Here is a 17,463-nt window from a genome sequence, read left to right on the forward strand (position 1 = left end):
GCATGGACAAGTACGTATGCATACACGGCCACTTCTACCAACCGCCAAGGGAGAATCCCTGGCTGGAGGCGATCGAACGGCAGGACTCGGCCTACCCGCACCACGACTGGAACGAGCGGATCTCCTCCGAGTGCTACGCGCCTAATTCAGCCTCGCGCATCCTGAACGGCGAAGGCATGATAGATAAAATAGTCAACAATTACGGCAAGATCAGCTTCGATTTCGGCCCCACCCTGCTGTCCTGGCTCGAGGAGAAAGACCCGGAAATATACCAGGCGATCCTGGCGGGGGACCGGGAAAGCAGGAAGACCTTTTCCGGCCACGGCTCCGCGATGGCACAGGCATACAACCACGTGATACTCCCGCTTTCGAACACGCGCGACAAGCACACCCAGATCCTCTGGGGGATACGGGACTTCGAGCGGCGCTTCGGCCGCAAACCGGAAGGGATGTGGCTTCCCGAAACCGCAGTCGACATCGAAAGCCTGGAGATCATGAGGAAAATGGGGATCCGTTTCACGATCCTGGCTCCCCACCAGGCAAGCCGCGTGCGAAAAAAGGGCAGCCGCGAGTGGCAGGACGCAAGCGGCGGGCGGATCGACCCGACGCTCCCTTACGATCTTCGGCTGCCATCCGGACGGAAGATCGCGCTGTTTTTCTACGACGGACCGATTTCCAGGGCCGTCGCCTTCGAGAGATTGCTCACCCGGGGAGAGACCTTCGCCGAACGGATCATGGGAGGATTTCCCGGGAACCCTTCCACGGATGACAGGCTTGTGCATATCGCGACGGACGGCGAGACCTTCGGCCATCATCACCGATGGGGAGATATGGCCCTGTCGTATGCGCTTCAACACCTGGGTTCGAACGGCGATGCGCACATCACGAACTATGGGGAATACCTCGAGCTGCATCCCCCTTCGCATGAAGCGGAGATCGTCGAAAACACCTCGTGGAGCTGCATGCACGGGATAGAGCGCTGGCGCGCCGATTGCGGATGCAGCTCGGGCGCCCACCCCGGCTGGACCCAGCAGTGGCGGGCGCCGCTTCGCGAGGCGCTCGATTCCCTTCGGGACGAGCTATCCTCACGCTTCGAGGACGCCGGAAAGAAGCTGCTGAAAAATCCCTGGGTGGCCCGGGACGGCTACATAGAGGTCGTCCTCGACCGCTCCCCTGAAAACGTTTCGAAGTTCCTCGCCGGGCATGCAAATCGCAAGCTCACGCCTGCCCAGTCGGTCACTGCGCTTTCGCTCCTGGAACTCCAGCGGCACGCCCAGCTCATGTATACGAGCTGCGGCTGGTTTTTCGACGAGATTTCCGGCATCGAGACGGTTCAGGTTCTGCAATACGCGGGAAGGGCCCTGCAGCTCGCCGAAGGGCTCTTCGGCGGGGGGCTGGAATCCGGGTTCCTGGAGCGGCTCGAACTGGCGAAGAGCAACGTTCCCGCGCACGGGAACGGAAGGAAAGTCTACGAAAAATTCGTTCGGCCCGCCATGCTCGACCTCCGGAAGGTAGGCGCCCATTATGCCGTCAGCACTCTTTTCGAGACCTACGAGGACCGCGCAAGGCTTTATTGCTACGAAGTGGAGCGGGAGGATTTCCGGACCCTTCAATCGGGAGAAGCGCGGCTTGCGCTCGGAAAGGCGAAGATCGCATCCGCGATCACGCGGGAAGAAGGGAGATTCACGTTCGGCGTACTTCACCTCGGCGACCACAACGTGAGCGGCGGAATCCGGGAATTCGCCGGGGAGGAGGCCTACCAGGCCGTCCTGCGGGAAATAGGCGATGCTTTCCGAAGCGCCGATCTGCCGGAGACGCTCCGTGCGGTCGACCGGGCTTTCGGGGGCAGCACCTATTCCCTCAAGCTCCTGTTTCGGGACCATCAGCGGAAGATACTCGAGAAACTTCTGCAAAAATCCCAGGGCGACGCCCTTGCCGCCTACCGCCGGGTTTATGAACAGAACTCCCAGCTCGTGCGGTTCCTTTCGAAAGTGGGGCATCCCGTTCCGCGCTCTTTCAGCGCCGCGGCGGAACTTGCCATAGGAACGGACTTGAAGGCGGCCCTGGAAGCAGAAGAACCGGATGCGGAAAAGATCCGCGCGTTGCTCGACGAATCGGCGGAAACCGGCATACCCCTCTCGGACGAAACGGGCCTGGCGTACGACTTCGAGAAGGCCGCGGAACGTATTGCCGCGCGATTACGGGCTTCACCCGCCGAACTTTTCCTCCTGCTCTCCCTCGATGCCGTTGTCGGAATGGGCATGGCCCTGCCCACCCCCGCGAACTTCTGGAAAGCCCAGAACATCTTCTACGAGATGCTGCAAACCGTTTACCCCGAATACCTCGCTTTGGCCGGCAGGGGGGACGGGAACGCGGGGGAGTGGGTGCGGGCATTCTGCGAACTGGGGGATAAATTGCACATCAGGGTCCGGGGGGAGTGACCACGTGGGCATCCTGCGGATCCCCGTCACCACCTATCGTCTCCAATTCAGCCCGCGGTTCCGGTTCAAGGACGCGCAGGAGATCCTCGCCTACCTGGACGCGCTCGGCATAACGGACGTATATGTGTCTCCCCTATTCATGGCTCGCAAGGGGAGTTCCCACGGCTATGACGTGACGGATCCGTCGAGGCTCAATCCCGACCTCGGCTCCGGGGAAGAATTCGACACGCTGGCAGCCACCCTCAACGGCAAGGGGATGGGGCTTCTCCTGGACATCGTCCCCAACCACATGGCCGCAGGCAGCGAAAACCGCTGGTGGATGGACGTGCTGGAAAGGGGCGTGGGCTCGGCTTACGCCAGGTTCTTCGACATCGACTGGCTCCCTTCGAAAAAGGCGCTGGAAAGAAAAATCCTTTTGCCCATCCTCGGAGGCCCGTATGGAGACGTCCTCGAAAACCGGGAGTTGACCCTGTCCCTCGACAAAAGCGGGTTCATCGTCCGCTATTCCGGGATGAAACTTCCCGTATGCGTAAAATCCTGCAACAGGATCCTGTCGCACAGAATAGAGACAGTGGAGGAAACCTACGGGCGGGACTCGCCGTCGTTCCGGGAACTGTGGGAACTCATCGCATCCATCGACCGCCTGCAGGATACGGCGGCGCCGGAACCTGCCTACACGGCCGCAAGGACTGCGGAAGAGGAATCGATCAAGCGGAAACTCGGGCGCCTCTACAGGAACCGTCCCGAGGTCCGGTCGTTTCTCGAAGAGAACATCCGGATCTTCAACGGGCGCAAGGGGGAACCTGCGAGTCTCGAACTCCTTGACCGCCTTTTGTCGGAGCAGCATTACTGGCTGTCCTACTGGCGGTTCGGAAACGAGGAGATCAACTACCGCCGGTTTTTCACCATAAGCGACCTGGTCGGCCTCCGGGTCGAAGAGCTCGAGGTGTTCAACGCCACGCACGATCTGGTACTGCGGCTTGCCAGGGAAGAAAAAGTCACCGGCCTGAGGGTGGATCACATCGACGGTCTTTCCGATCCGCTCGGTTACCTTACCACCCTTCGGGACCGTATCGCCGGATCGGCGGAAGCAGGTGCGGAAACGGCGGGATGCTTCTATACGGTGGTGGAGAAGATCCTGCAGGGAGACGAGGATATCCCGCCGGAGTGGCCCGTTAACGGCACGACCGGATACGATTTCCTGAACGCGGTGAACGGTGTTTTCATAAGCGCCCGCGGAGTCCGTGAGCTTGACGAAATATATGCGCGCTTCATAGGGAGGAAAACGAATTTCGGAGACCTGGTTTACAGGTGCAGGAAACTCGTCATGGAGGCGCATTTCGCCGGCGAGATGCATTCGCTGGGGAAATACCTCGGCAGCATCGCGGAACAGGACCGCCGCGGGCGGGACCTCCCGAGGAAGGAGCTGCGGCAGGCGATGATCGAGGTTACCGCATGCTTTCCGGTCTACCGTACTTATATACGCGGCCCCGATATCTCCGCCAGGGACAGGCTTTACATCGGCAGGGCGATTCGGGAAGCCCGCCGGCGCGGCGCAGGGATAAGCTCGCCGGTATTCGATTTCGTGGCCCGGATCCTGTTGCCGGAAGGGCCTTCCTCCTTCTCCGGAGAGCATGGCCAGGACCGCCTCCGTTTCCTGATGCGCTGGCAGCAGTTCACGGGACCGATAATGGCGAAGGGATTCGAGGACACCGCGCTGTATCTCTACAACCGGCTCGTATCGGCGAACGAAGTGGGCGGGGAGCCGGCCTCCCCCGCCGTCGCCCCGGCGGAGTTTCACCGTCGGGCAAAAGCCGCGCTTTCCCGTTTTCCACACGGAATGAACGCCACTTCAAGCCACGACACGAAACGAAGCGAGGATGTGCGCGCCCGCATCGACGTCCTCTCCGAACTCCCTGCGGAATGGGAGAAGCGGCTTCTTCTGTGGAGCCGCTGGAACTCCGACAGGAAACGGTCCGTCGGCGGGAGGCACGTCCCCGATCCGAGCGAGGAGACCCTTGTCTACCAGACGCTGCTCGGCGCCTGGCCCTTCGAAGAGGTGGAAATCCCCTCGTTCGCGGAAAGGGTGAAGGACTACATGGTAAAGGCGGTGAGGGAGGCGAAAGCCCACACCCATTGGGATCGGCCGAACCATCCTCACGAAAACGCCGTGAGGGACTTCGTGGACGCCATCCTGGAAGGCCGGGGAGAGAGCCGGTTCTTCGAGGACTTTCTCTCCTTCCGGAAAAAGATCGCCTGGTACGGTGCGCTCAACAGTCTCTCGCAGGTCGTTCTGAAAATCGCTTCTCCTGGTGTGCCCGATTTCTACCAGGGGACGGAATTGTGGGACTTCTCTCTCGTCGATCCGGACAACCGGCGGCCGGTCGATTTTTCCCGGCGCTCAATTCTTCTGGGCGAATCGATCGACAGGAAAAACCGCGATCCGTTGTCTTTCATACTGGAGATCCTCGCGGGCTGGGAGGACGGACGGATCAAGCTGTTCCTTACGCACTCGGCCCTGAATTTCCGGAGACTGCACCGGGAGCTGTTTCAGGCCGGTTCCTACATTCCGCTCGGGGCTTCGGCGGGGAAAAAGGAGCATGTCCTCTCCTTCGCCCGGGAGCGAAACGGATTCTGGGTAATCGCCGCCGTACCGAGGCTGATGACGCGCCTCGCGCCGCCTGGCGAATTTCCCCTGGGCAGGAAAACCTGGGGGGCGCAAGGCGGTCTTCTCCTCCCGGTGGAATCCCCGGTCCGGTGGACCGACGTATTCACGGGCGAAACGATGGATGCAACGCAAGAGGCAGGGAAGAAGTTGCTTGCGCTGGACCGCGTATTCGAATCCTTCCCGGTGGCGATCCTTTCGGGGAGCGGCCGATGAAACACCGGGAATACGAAACGGAACGGAAGGACCCGGCGTCGAAATCCGGTAAGGGAAATTGGATCGGGAATGAGTGCCCCGGAAAGAAACAGTTAATGAAACGAGAGGCTCGGAATGAAAGGAGCGGAAAGAAAATGAAAACACGCTTTTCGATTCTGTTACCGGTCATTGTCCTGTCGTTGGTCGCCGCGGCTTCGCAGTCGTTCGCGGCGGCGAAGGAAGCCGCCCGGGTTGAAACGGCAACCGACGTAATGGAAAAGATCATGGGGATCCCCGAAAAAGCGATCCCTCCCGCACTTCTTTCCAATGCTCACGGCATCGCCATCGTACCCGGCGTGATCAAGGTGGGTTTCATCCTCGGGGGGCAGTACGGGACCGGCGTCCTTGTCGTTCGGGACAAGAACGGCGGATGGAGCAACCCCGTGTTCGTCAAACTGATGAGCGGCAGCGTCGGGTGGCAGATCGGCGCGGAATCGACGGACTTCGTGCTCGTCTTCAAGACGCCGAAAAGCGTGGAAGGAATAATGAAGGGCAAGTTCACCTTCGGAGCGGACGCGTCGATAGCGGCGGGACCGGTGGGACGGCGCGGGAAGGCGGAAACGGACGTGGAGCTTAAAGCCGAGATCTACTCATATTCCCGCAGCCGGGGGCTGTTCGCGGGGATTTCCCTTGAAGGATCCTCCATGCAGATCGACCACGATGCGGACGCCGCGTTCTACGGCAAGAAGGATGTCCTGCCGCGCGAGATCGTCGAAGGCGCCGGTATCGAAACGCCTCCGGCCGCCGCACGCCTCAAGAACGCGCTCGGGAAACATGCTCCGGCGGGAGGAAAATAAAACTGCGGCTGACGGATATTCAGATCACTCGAGGAGAAGGGATTTGCCCGCCGACCCGCATTTCTCACCATGGTTCGTCGCGAGGCGGTGGAGACGGGTATGGGCCGCTCCCGCCATTCATGGCTAAGGCGGACACCATTTTTCGCGGAAGGATACCCTTTAGCGAAAAATGGTGGAGGAGAAGGGATTTGAACCCTCGACCCCCACGTTGCGAACGTGGTGCTCTCCCAACTGAGCTACTCCCCCACCTGAAGTGAGATATTTTCCACGATTCGACGCCCGGTGTCAAAGGAAGATGCTTCAACATCCGATTGGAGACACCTTTGTATCGATCGCCCGGCAAAGAATACGTCGGCAGGTGAACCGCATCAAAAAATTTAGGGCCACCTCAGGGAGGGGCGGGATCTTTTTACCGCGCCCCGACGATATCATGTGGGAGAAGTTGCAAGCCATGGACAAGACGGCGGTCGATGAACGTTTCTCGGCAAGCGGGGCTTTCGAGGGAAATCCTTCGGAGGAACGGCACCGGGGAGGTCGCGCCGAACGCGAGAATATACTGGCCGAAGAGCGGAACTGCTGGCGGATCGCGCAGGCGAACCGCGTCGCGTTTCTCGTCGACGCCGCCGCGTACTTCGAGGCCTTCGCTTCCGCCGCGGAAGCGGCGCGGGAATCGATACTGATCCTGGCATGGGACATCGACAGCCGGGTCCGCCTGATGCGTAAAGACCATGACAGCGGTCTGCCGCCGGAACTCGGAAATTTCCTCGATGCGATCGTCTCACGCCGAAAAGGGTTGCACGCGCACATCCTCGCCTGGGATTTCAATCCCATCTACACCTTCGAGCGGGAAGCGCTGCCCGCCGTCAAACTGGAAAGACGGACCCATCCCCGGGTTCATTTCCAGATGGATGGAAACCATCCGGTCTGGGCGTCGCTGCACCAGAAAGTGGTGGTCGTGGACGACTCCATCGCGTTCGCCGGGGGGCTCGACCTGACCCGCAGCAGGTGGGACACGCCCGAGCATCTGCCGAAAGACACGCGGCGCGTCGATCCGTCGGGTGCGGCCTACGGTCCGTTTCATGACGTTCAGATTGCCGTCGACGGGGAGGCGGCGGCTGCGCTCGGAGACCTCGTGCGCGAGCGATGGTTTCGTGCGACGGGCCGCTTGCTGCGTCCGCCGAGGAGATGGCGGCGCGATCCGTGGCCGGACAGGCTTGCGCCTGATATCGAAGACGTGCGGGTCGGAATCGCGCGTACAGAGCCCGCCTACAAGGGCTCCCAAGGGGTCCGTGAAGTGGAATCGCTTCACCTTGATGTCATAGCCGCGGCGCGGAGATCGATTTACATCGAAAGCCCTTACCTGAGTTCCGACTCCGTAGGGAGGGCGCTTATCGCGCGCCTCGGGGAGGAAAACGGCCCCGAGATCATGATCGTCCTCCCGAAGAACTCCCCGGGCAAGTTCGAGGAAAGCACGATGGACACCGCCCGTTCGAGGCTCATCCGGCGCCTGCGGGAAGCCGACACATCCGGGCGGCTGCGCATCTATTATCCCGTCACCGGGAACCGGGAGGAGGAATGGATAAACGTCCACTCCAAGGTCACCATCGCGGACGACGATATAGTGCGGGTGGGTTCGTCGAACCTCACCAACCGGTCGATGGGACTCGACACGGAGTGCGACCTCGCGATCGAAGCCGAAGGAAATCCGCGCCTCCGGTCAGGGATAGTGGAATTCCGGAGCCGCCTCCTCGGCGAACATCTCGGAATCGAGCCGATGAAAGTGGCCGGGGCCGTCGTGGCAAAAGGTTCGCTGATCGAGGCGGTCGAGTCGCTCCGCGGCGGTAAAAGGACTCTCGATGTGCTCGCCGGGGAGGTGCCGGAGTGGCGGGACAAACTCATCCCGGACACGTCGATCGTCGATCCCGAGCGTCCGCTCGAACCGGAAACGGTCATCCGGGATTTCGTTTCGGACGATATCCGGGGGCCCGTACGGAGCAGGCTGCTGGGATGGGCGGTCATTTTTGCGGCGGTCCTTGCGCTGGGCGGACTCTGGAAATTCACTCCGCTCGGAAGCGCTGCAACTCCCGAGACGGTCGCGGGATGGGTGGATCGGATAAACGGGCACCCTGCGGCGCCGTTCCTTGTGATCGGGGCGTTCGTCGCGGGCGGGCTGGTCGCCTTCCCCGTCACGATTCTCATCGCGGCGACGGCATTCACGTTCGGGCCGGGGGCGGGTTTCGCCTATTCCCTGGCCGGCTCTTTCCTGAGCGCGATGGCCACGTACGGAATCGGACGAATGTTTGGCGGGATCCCGTTCCGCCTCGTCGCGGGACGGCGGCTGGACAATCTGAGCCGGATGCTGCGGCGCAGGGGACTCGTGGCTGTAGCCACAGTGAGGGTCGTGCCGGTCGCTCCCTTCACGTTCATCAATCTGACGGCGGGGGCGTTGCGGATCAGGCCTCTCGATTTCGCACTGGGGACGTTGATCGGCATGGCCCCCGGGTTGTTCGCGATCACCTTTTTCGGTGAGCGGTTGTCGTACGCGGTCCGCCATCCCGGAATCGAAAGTTTCCTGGGCCTTGCTGCGCTGGTGGCGGCGCTCGTCGCCGCGGCCGAGTGGCTCCGGCGGCGTTTGCAGGACAGGTAGCGGATCCGGGCATCTGAAAAACCGGAGTGCCGGACTAATGGATGAACACGGAGAAACAGGAATACGGGAACCCGAAGGACTGCTCCTGGCGGCTTCCTATAACGTCCACAGGTGCGTGGGCATGGACGGCCGGCAGGACCCCGTCCGTGTCGCCGGGGTCCTGAGGGAACTCGGGGCGGACATCGTGGGGCTGCAGGAAGTGGATCCGCGGCCGAATCCCTCGGGGAAGCCGAGGCAGCTGGAACGGATCGCCGCGGCCGCGGGTTTCCACTACATCGCGGAAACGGCGCCCCTCCGCCATGACGGGCGCCTCGCCAATGCGCTTCTCACCGGCCGAAGGGCGAGGGAAATACGGCGCATCGACCTGAGCCATCCCGGAAGGGAGCCGCGTGGAGCGATCGACGTTGACATCGAAATCGACGGCGCGATCGTTCGTGTGATCGTCACCCACCTCGGCCTTCGTCCCGTGGAACGCCGGTTCCAGGTAAAACGCCTGCTGGACGTCCTTTCCCTGGAAGGAACCCACCTGACGGTCGTCATGGGAGACATCAACGAATGGCTGCCCGGCAGCCGTCCCCTGCGATGGCTTCACGGCCGCCTCGGACGGGCGCCCGCGCAGCGGACCTTTCCCTCCTTCCTGCCGCTGTTCGCGCTCGACAGGATCTGGGTATGGCCGAGGAAGGCGCTTCAGGCGGTCGAAGCCCATGCGACATCGGCCGCCCGGATCGCCTCCGATCATCTTCCTATCAAGGCGACGATCGACGTGACGACTCCCCTCACCGTGGAAAGAAGGCGGATCGCTCCGCCGCCGGAGCTGCTCGAAGAGCCGGAAACGACAAAAATCGGGGTATAGAAAACCGGGCCACCGCGGATAGCGGAAAGGGGCTCGAAACTTAATTTCTTTTGCGTATCCGCTATTTTTCTGTTGACACCATTTTTCGCAAACCGTAAAATTCGGATAGATTACTAAACGGGGGGTTTAAAAAAACCGTATTGATAGACATCGGGGCAAGGATCAAGCACCTGCGGCAGATCAACGGACTTGCCCAGGCCGATCTCGCGGAGCGGGCCGGCCTCACCAAGGGTGCCATCTCCCAGATCGAGCGCAACCACACGTCCCCCTCCGTCGCCAACCTCCTCGAAATCCTCTCCGCCCTCAACGAAACGCCCTCCTCGTTCTTCGCCGACGACGACGAAGAGAAGGTGATCTTCCGGAAGACGGAAGCCCTTCCATCCGATGTGACGGGATACGTGTCCTTCGAGACGCTGATCCCCAAGAGCCGCTATCGTTCCATGGTCGCCTACCGGGCGGAGATCAAGCCCGGCAAGGAGACGCCGCTCGAACCCGCGCAGGAAGGGGAGAACTACGTGTTCGTCCTTTCCGGCCGGCTCGGGTTGCGGCTGGGGAGCGCCGCGTACGCGGCGCGCAAAGGCGAAAGCCTCTACTTCTACGCCGAGAAGGAGTTCGCCTTCAGCAACAAGGGAAAGGCTCCCGTCGATTTCCTCTGGGTGAAAACCAGTGGGCGATAATTCGGCCCGTGACGAATGCGGGCCCGGGCGGAACCCGGCAACCCAACATGCCGACGAAGAGACGACGAGGAGGACATGGACCCGAATCTCGGTGACGATTCCGTTCCGCTGAGGATCGGCCCGGACGCGGGCGGCGGGAACCCGGTGGGGTTGCCGTGGCCGCAAATCACCCGGGAACAGTGGAACGACTATCGCTGGCAGCTTTCCCACCGCATCACATCCGTCCGCGAACTGGCGGGGCTGCGATATTTCTCCCCGGAAGATGCCGCCGTCCTCAACCGCGTGAACGACATCTACCACCTGGGAATAACTCCCTACTACCTCTCGCTCATCCGGTTCGACGATCCCGCCGACCCGATCGCCATGCAGGCGATCCCGCGCACCGAGGAATATTTCGGGATGTCGGTCGGCGAAGACGATCCGCTGGACGAGGAGAAGGACAGCCCCGTTCCCGGCCTCACTCACCGCTATCCCGACCGCTGCCTGATGGTGGTGACGAACTTCTGCTCGATGTACTGCCGCCACTGCACGCGGAAGCGGATCTGGGCGCTGGGCGAAGGAGCGAAGACGGAATTCGAGCTCAACAAGATGTTCTCCTACATCAGGCGGCACGAGGAGATCCGTGACGTCATCATCTCCGGCGGCGATCCCCTCACGCTGCCGACGCAGCGGCTGGAATTCATACTGAAAGGCCTGCGGAAGATCCCGCACGTGGAGATCGTCCGGATCGGCACCCGTGTGCCGGTCGTCCTTCCCATGCGGATCGACGACGAGCTTTGCGCTTTGCTTTCGAAGTACGGCCCGATCTGGGTGAACACCCAGTTCAACCATCCCCGCGAGGTCACCGAGGAGGCGCGGCGCGCGTGCGACCGGCTCCTTCATGCCGGCGTGCCCGTGAACAACCAGACGGTGCTCCTCAAAGGGGTCAACGACCATCCGGAGATCCTGCGCAAGCTGAACACGCAGCTCCTCCGTGCGAAGGTGCGCCCCTACTACCTGTTCCAATGCGACCAGGTGCGGGGGCTGGAGCATTTCCGCACGCGGCTCTCCAAGGGCGTGGAGATCATGGAGGCGCTCCGGGGCCACACGTCGGGGCTGGCAATCCCTACATTCGTGGTGGACGTCCCCGGCGGCGGCGGGAAGATACCCCTGATGCCCAACTACATCCTCTCGATGGGAGAGCGAAGGACGATCCTGCGCAACTACGAGGGGATAATCGTCAGTTACGAAGAGCCGCACGAAGACGGACGGCCGTCGGCGCAGCCGGAGACGGAGGGGATTCCGCCCCGCCAGGACGTGTACCGGCTGATGACCGGAGAGGTAAAGGCGCTCATCCCGGCGGGAAACGAGCGGATGGCCCGGAGAAGGAGACGGTGCGAGTCGGCCTCTCCTACAACGTAAAACCGGCCCATTCTCCCGCTCACCTCCCTGAAGACGCCTTCGAGGAGTACGACTCCGAGGCGACGGTGGGGCACATCTGCAATGCCCTTTCCGCCCTCGGCCACGATGTGGTCCGGCTCGGCGCCGGCCCCGGCATCATAGACGCCATCAGGAAACACAAACCCGAAATAGTCTTCAACATAGCGGAAGGCGAAGGCGGGCGGTGCCGCGAGGCGCACGTGCCGGCCCTCCTGGAAATGCTTGGCATCCCTTATGTCGGATCGGATCCGCTGACGCTCTGCGTCACTCTCGACAAGCCTGTCGCCAAGCGGCTGGTGGCGGCGGGAGGATTCCACACCCCGGGGTTCCGCACCTTCAGTTCGTCCGCCGAATTTTCCGCTCACGGCCTCTCCTTCCCCGTCATCGTGAAGCCCGCCTTCGAGGGGTCGAGCAAGGGGGTGCGGCTCACATCCCGGGCCGCCGAGCCATCGCAGGCGCGCGACATGGTGAAGTTCGTCACGGAAACGTATCGCCAGGAGGCCATCGTCGAGGAATTCGTAGCGGGCCCCGAGGTCACCGTGGGACTGCTGGGCAACGAAAGTCCGCGGGTGGTCGGCGTCATGGAGATCGCACCGAAGAAGGTGCGGCCGGAGGACTTCGTCTATTCCCTCGAAGTCAAGCGCGACTGGGAAAACCAGGTCGAATACCGATGCCCGCCGCCTTTCGCGAAAGAGACGATCGCCGAAATCGAGCGGTGCGCGTGGGGGATCTACCGGCTTCTCGGTTGCAGGGATTTCTCCCGGATCGATTTCCGGATCGACGGCGGAGGCGTTCCCCAGTTCATCGAATGCAATCCCCTTCCCGGCCTCTCCCCCGGCTACGGCGACCTGCCGATCATGGCCGAAAGGATGGGCCTGTCCTATCTTTCCCTGATCTCGGAGATCCTTTCGCACGCTCTCTCGCGCCGGGAGGTGGGGGGACGGTGACCATCGGGGGTATCGCCGGTAAGAAGATCGCGGTGCTCTACACTTCCGTGGAGGAGTCGCTTGCGGGGGTGGAGGACCCCGGGATGCGCGAGAGCATGGACCTGGCGGTAAGCGCCCGGTCGGTCACGGATGCCCTGGCGAACCTGGGAGCCGACGCGCGGTATTTTTCGTTCGGCAGGGACATCGTGGCGCTCGCGGAATCGTTCCGCTCCTTCGGTGCGGAAGCGGTGTTCAACCTGAGCGAATGCCCCCTGAACTCGGCGCAGAAGGAGCCCCACGGCGCTGCGTTCCTGGAATTGCTGAAGATCCCCTACACGGGAAACGGCCCGATGGCCCTGGCGGTCTGCAACAACAAGGCGCTCACCAAGAGAATCCTATCCTCGCACGGAATCGCGACGCCGGAGTTCCGCCTCTTCTCCGCCCCTCCCCGTCGCCATTCGGGACTTGTCTTCCCCGTCATCGTGAAGCCGTCGAAGGAGGACGGATCGGCGGGGATCACCGAGGAGAGCGTCGTCGACGACGAGGCGGGGCTCAAAAAGAGGGTGGCGCACGTCGTGGAGAAGTACAACCAGGAGGCGCTCGTCGAAGAGTACGTGGGCGGAAGGGAATTCAACGTGGCCGTGCTGGGCAACGGCACGGCAGTGGATCCCCATCGCGCGTTCCCCCCTGCGGAGCTCGTATACCGGAACCGCAAGTGGCGGATCTGCTCTTTCGAATCGAAGTGGGACCCGAACCATCCGTCCTTCGCCGAAATCGCTCCCCGGTGCCCTGCGGACGTTTCGGACGGATTGAGGTCGCGCCTTGCGGAAATTACGATGGAATGCGCGCGGATCTTCGGGCTGTGCGGCTATTCCCGCGTGGACTACCGCACCAGCCGTAGCGGGAAACTTTTCGTCCTCGAAGTGAATCCGAATCCCGATATCTCCCCCGACGCCGGGCTTGCGCGCGCCGCCCGCGCAGAGGGGCTTGCTTATGAAGCGCTGGTCGCGGAAATCCTGCGGCTGGGGCTGGCGCGGGGGGCGCGATGATCAGCCGGAAGGAAACGCAGGCCATGATACGCCCGATCGAAGAGAAGGACCGCGATGCGGTCCGAAATCTCATCGACGGCACCGGGGCATTCAAGCCGTTCGAGGTCGACGTGGCGATGGAGCTGGTCGACATCGCTCTCACCAGCCCCGATCAGGAGGACTACCATCCCTTCGTTCTGGAAGAGGAGGACGGGACGGTCGCCGCGTACGCCTGTTTCGGGAAGAACCCGATGACGAAGTTTACCTTCGATCTCTACTGGCTGGCCACCCGCGCCGACAGGATGGGAAAGGGATACGGCCGGAAGATCGTCTCCTTCGTCGAGGAAGAGGTACGGAAACGCGGCGGGAAGCTCCTGGTGATCGAAACGTCCTCGAAGGAGAGCTACGGAACGACGCGCGAGTTCTACATCCGCATCGGCTGCACCCTCGCAGCCCAACTTCCCGATTACTACGACGACGGCGACGACAAACTCATCTACCTGAAACGCATCACGTAGATCGGCGGCGGGTCACAAGGAATCTTCGTCGAACGGAATCCCGCAGCCTGGACAGTGGTGGAGAGTATCGTCCGCGAAAACGAATTTCAGCCCCAGCGTTTTCCCGCACTTCGGACACTTGATCCCCAAGTACACCAGCACGATCCCGGCGCCGAACACCGTGCCTGCTCCGATCGCCAGGACATCGAACAACGATTTCGGTAAATATTTTTCGACGAACGCCAGCATGGTCAGCGCAGCAAAACTTATTCCGGCGATCAGCAGATATGTTTTTTTCTTTTTATTCAATACATCCCTTGGTTTCATCTCACCTTACTCCTCGCCGGATTCCATTTTTTCCCTGCGTGCGGCATCCCCGGTTCGATCCGATTAAAGCATCCTACGGGACCGTCACCTCGATGGCAAGGAGGCCACGGGAAATGCCTGATGCCCAGTCCGGATTGCGCAGGCAAGGAAATGGGAATATCCTGCATTTCAACCGTCCAAAACTCCGTCGATTTCCGTTAGCGCGAACAATTCGCAAATCATTACTGATTTTTTCTTTCACTGAATCCGATACATAAACGGAGGGTATCTCATTCAACGGGAGACGGTATGGGGTGGAATCGCTTATCAAGCCTGAGGGTACGCCTCATTGCGATCTGTTTCCTTGTCGTCGTGCCCGCGTTCGGCGTGACTTATTTCACGTTCAAGCATGAACGGAAGCACATGCTCGGCGAGTTGAAGACCAACGCCGTACGAAACGCCAACCTGGTGGCCGCCGACGAGAACCGGAAGATCGAAGAGGCCCGCAATTTCCTCGTTACGCTGTCCCGGTCTCCCGCCGTCCGTTCTCCCGAATCCAGGTCCTGCAGCGATGCGATGGCCGAACTCCTCAAGCGTTATCCGCAGTACAGAAACATCGGCATCGCCGATCCCGCCGGAAACGTCGTCTGCAGCGCCGTCCCTCCTCCCGGCCCCGTCAACGTTTCGGACCGGGAATACTTCCGCCGCGCGATGGAGACTCGCGAGTTCTCCGTGTGCGTCTATCAGGTGGGGCGGATCTCCAATCGTCCGGGAATCATGACCGCTTACAAGTTGCCGGATGCGAACGACCGCTTGCGCGGAGTCGTTTTCGCCGCTCTCGACACGGAGGAGTTCGGGCAAATCGGGAGGGATGCAGGCGAGAGCCTTCCGAACGGCGCGGCGCTCACGAAGATCGACGCATCGGGCGCCATCCTAGGCAGATACCCGACGGAAGCGGGACTGGTCGGGAAGGCATTCCCCGACATGGACGCCGTGCGGCCTTTGCTGGCAAAGGGCGGAGGACTCGCAGCCGGAAAAAGCGGCGGCGGAACGCCTTTCCTGTTCGCGGTGGCGAAAGTGCCGAACACCTTGATCGGCAGGGATGTTTTCGCGGTCGTCGGCATTCCGGAAAGCGTCATCTTCGCGGAACTGGACACGCATACCCGGAGAGACATGGCCGTCCTTGGGTCGGGAATCGCAGCCGCGCTGTTCCTGGTGTGGCTCTCCAGCGGATATTTCGTCGTGCGTCCGGTGCAGGCACTGCTTCGGGCGACGCACCGCGTTGCGGAGGAGGATGCGGAAATACGGATCGGGCCGCCGTACGACAAGGGAGAGCTCGGCGAGCTTGCGAAGGGCTTCGACCGGATGACCGCCGCGATCGTGGGGAGGCGGGCCGAGCGGGAACGTGCGCGGGAAGCGCTGATGCTCTCCGAAAATAACTACCGGTCGATCGTCAGGAATTCCCCCCTTGGAATCTACAGGGTTACACCGGGAGGAAAGTTCCTGATGGTAAACCCCGCGCTGGTCGAAATGCTCGGGTACGAATCCGAGGGAGAGCTCCTGAACGCGAACATGGACAGGGACATCTACGTCAAGGCGGACGAACGGCAGGGCATCCTGAAAAAATACGCCGGCAGGAACCAGGCATCCTCCCTTGTGCTCAAGCTGGATTGGAATCGGAAGGACGGCGCCATCCTGCACGTGCGCGCCAGCGGAACCGCAGTCAGGGACGAGAACGGCGCCATAGACTATTACGAGGTGTTCGTCGAGGATGAAACGGAGCGCCAGGCCCTGGAAAGAAAATTCCTTCACTCCCAGAGGATGGAAGCGGTCGGAAGGTTGGCCGGTGGCGTGGCGCATGATTTCAATAATCTCCTGAGCGTGATTCTCGGATACGGGGAGATCCTGCTTGACAGGTCGAAGAATGACAGCGACGAGCGCTCGAAACTCGAGGAGATCAAGAGGTCGGCGGGACGGGCCGCGGACCTCACCCGCCAGCTCCTCGCATTCAGCCGCAAGCAGGTGTTCGAACTGAAGGTGGTGGACCTGAACGACGTCGTTACCGATGCCCGAAAAATGTTCCAGCGCCTGATCGGAGAAGATATAGAGCTCACGCTGAACCTATCCTCCGACATCGGGTTCGTGAAGATCGACCCGGGACAGTTCGAGCAGGTCATCATGAACCTCGTCGTCAACGCACGGGACGCGATGCCCCGGGGCGGCAAGCTGGCCATCGAGACGCACCGGGCGGAATTCGCCGAACCCCAGGCCTACCTGAACGGGGAAGTCAACATGCCGCCCGGGTCCTACGTCCGGGTTTCCGTCACTGATACCGGCTGCGGGATGGACGAAGAAACCCTGAAGCGCATCTTCGACCCGTTTTTCACCACGAAGGAAGCGGGCAAGGGAACGGGGCTGGGGCTGTCCACCAGCTACGGGATCGTCAAGCAGAGCGGAGGATTCATCTGGGCGTCCAGCAGGCCGGGAAAAGGGACGTCGATCCGGATCTTCCTGCCCCGGATCGAGGAAAAAACGGACGCCGCCGCGATACGCGCGGCCGCCGCGCCTCCCGCCCGGGGATCCGAGACGATCCTCGTCGCGGAGGATGATGCGGCCGTCAGGAACGTGATCCGGGAGTTTCTCGAATCGTACGGCTACAAGGTACTGACCGCCGGAAGCCCGTTCGAGGCCCTGCGCGTAGCGGGCGCGCACAACGGGTTGATCCAACTGCTCGTCACGGACGTCGTCATGCCGGGAGAAAGCGGAGTTCAGCTCGCGGACCGCATCACCCGCGCCTGGCCGCAGGAAAAGGTGCTCTTCATATCCGGGTATTCCGCCGATGCCATATCGGTACACGGGGTGCTCAAGGAAGGGATCTTTTTCCTTCCGAAACCATTCACGAAAGAGGTGCTGGCGAAAAAAGTGCGCGAAGTCCTCGACTCCTGAGGCCGG

Annotated in this window: 12 protein-coding genes and 1 tRNA gene; 11 read left to right on the forward strand and 2 right to left on the reverse strand. The window is 61.7% G+C overall.

All coding sequences use genetic code 11. The features are described from left to right. The first annotated feature begins 2 nt into the window (after positions 1-2). From HY896_10055 to HY896_10065, 3 genes are all read left to right on the forward strand, one after another. Entirely contained in the window at positions 3-2,441 is a 2,439-nt protein-coding gene (locus HY896_10055; protein ID MBI5576688.1) for a DUF3536 domain-containing protein, read from the forward strand. A gap of 4 nt (positions 2,442-2,445) precedes the next feature. After that, positions 2,446-5,322, forward strand: a complete 2,877-nt coding sequence (gene treY / locus HY896_10060; GenBank protein MBI5576689.1) for a malto-oligosyltrehalose synthase — start codon at positions 2,446-2,448, stop codon at positions 5,320-5,322. 134 nt (positions 5,323-5,456) lie between these two features. Further along, entirely contained in the window at positions 5,457-6,158 is a 702-nt protein-coding gene (locus HY896_10065) for a lipid-binding SYLF domain-containing protein (GenBank protein ID MBI5576690.1), read from the forward strand. Between the two features lie 170 nt (positions 6,159-6,328). On the opposite strand, the gene HY896_10070 is transcribed toward HY896_10065, so the two are convergent. Then, positions 6,329-6,404, reverse strand: a tRNA-Ala gene (locus HY896_10070). A gap of 205 nt (positions 6,405-6,609) precedes the next feature. Between HY896_10070 and HY896_10075 the strand changes: the two genes are divergently transcribed. From HY896_10075 to HY896_10105, 7 genes are all read left to right on the forward strand, one after another. Beyond that, a complete protein-coding gene (locus HY896_10075) occupies positions 6,610-8,805 on the forward strand; it encodes a VTT domain-containing protein (GenBank protein ID MBI5576691.1) in 2,196 nt (731 codons plus the stop codon). Between the two features lie 37 nt (positions 8,806-8,842). Next, entirely contained in the window at positions 8,843-9,658 is an 816-nt protein-coding gene (locus HY896_10080) for an endonuclease/exonuclease/phosphatase family protein (GenBank protein MBI5576692.1), read from the forward strand. Positions 9,659-9,798: 140 nt separating this feature from the next. After that, positions 9,799-10,335 carry a helix-turn-helix domain-containing protein gene (locus tag HY896_10085; protein ID MBI5576693.1) on the forward strand — a complete coding sequence of 179 codons (537 nt, stop codon included), beginning with the start codon at positions 9,799-9,801 and terminating at the stop codon, positions 10,333-10,335. 75 nt (positions 10,336-10,410) lie between these two features. Next, the gene (locus tag HY896_10090) at positions 10,411-11,736 is read left to right on the forward strand and encodes a KamA family radical SAM protein (GenBank protein MBI5576694.1); all 1,326 of its coding nucleotides are present in this window, start codon (positions 10,411-10,413) and stop codon (positions 11,734-11,736) included. Further along, positions 11,709-12,701, forward strand: a complete 993-nt coding sequence (locus tag HY896_10095; GenBank protein MBI5576695.1) for an ATP-grasp domain-containing protein — start codon at positions 11,709-11,711, stop codon at positions 12,699-12,701. Before HY896_10090 ends, HY896_10095 begins: the two co-directional genes overlap by 28 nt. Continuing rightward, positions 12,698-13,729 carry an ATP-grasp domain-containing protein gene (locus tag HY896_10100; GenBank protein ID MBI5576696.1) on the forward strand — a complete coding sequence of 344 codons (1,032 nt, stop codon included), beginning with the start codon at positions 12,698-12,700 and terminating at the stop codon, positions 13,727-13,729. The genes HY896_10095 and HY896_10100 overlap by 4 nt, the downstream gene beginning before the upstream one ends. Continuing rightward, on the forward strand, positions 13,726-14,226 hold the full coding sequence (locus HY896_10105; protein ID MBI5576697.1) for a GNAT family N-acetyltransferase: 501 nt from the start codon (positions 13,726-13,728) through the stop codon (positions 14,224-14,226). Before HY896_10100 ends, HY896_10105 begins: the two co-directional genes overlap by 4 nt. A gap of 12 nt (positions 14,227-14,238) precedes the next feature. Here HY896_10105 and HY896_10110 read toward each other — a convergent pair whose 3' ends face one another. Continuing rightward, positions 14,239-14,532, reverse strand: coding sequence for a hypothetical protein (locus tag HY896_10110; protein MBI5576698.1), 294 nt, complete (start codon positions 14,530-14,532; stop codon positions 14,239-14,241). Between the two features lie 288 nt (positions 14,533-14,820). On the opposite strand from HY896_10110, the gene HY896_10115 reads away from it, so the two are divergent. Further along, positions 14,821-17,457, forward strand: coding sequence for a response regulator (locus tag HY896_10115; GenBank protein MBI5576699.1), 2,637 nt, complete (start codon positions 14,821-14,823; stop codon positions 17,455-17,457). Positions 17,458-17,463: the final 6 nt, after the last annotated feature.

The organism is Deltaproteobacteria bacterium, from assembly GCA_016218975.1.
Classification (GTDB): Bacteria; Desulfobacterota; Deferrimicrobia; order Deferrimicrobiales; family Deferrimicrobiaceae; genus JAENIX01.

What these genes read in the sequence shown, in the direction of transcription:
- HY896_10055 (MBI5576688.1), top strand. Translation starts at nt 3, where the DNA reads ATGGACAAGTACGTATGCATACACGGCCACTTCTACCAACCGCCAAGG.
- HY896_10110 (MBI5576698.1), bottom strand. Translation starts at nt 14,532, where the DNA reads ATGAAACCAAGGGATGTATTGAATAAAAAGAAAAAAACATATCTGCTG.
- HY896_10080 (MBI5576692.1), top strand. Translation starts at nt 8,843, where the DNA reads ATGGATGAACACGGAGAAACAGGAATACGGGAACCCGAAGGACTGCTC.
- HY896_10115 (MBI5576699.1), top strand. Translation starts at nt 14,821, where the DNA reads ATGGGGTGGAATCGCTTATCAAGCCTGAGGGTACGCCTCATTGCGATC.
- HY896_10075 (MBI5576691.1), top strand. Translation starts at nt 6,610, where the DNA reads ATGGACAAGACGGCGGTCGATGAACGTTTCTCGGCAAGCGGGGCTTTC.
- HY896_10090 (MBI5576694.1), top strand. Translation starts at nt 10,411, where the DNA reads ATGGACCCGAATCTCGGTGACGATTCCGTTCCGCTGAGGATCGGCCCG.
- HY896_10065 (MBI5576690.1), top strand. Translation starts at nt 5,457, where the DNA reads ATGAAAACACGCTTTTCGATTCTGTTACCGGTCATTGTCCTGTCGTTG.
- HY896_10105 (MBI5576697.1), top strand. Translation starts at nt 13,726, where the DNA reads ATGATCAGCCGGAAGGAAACGCAGGCCATGATACGCCCGATCGAAGAG.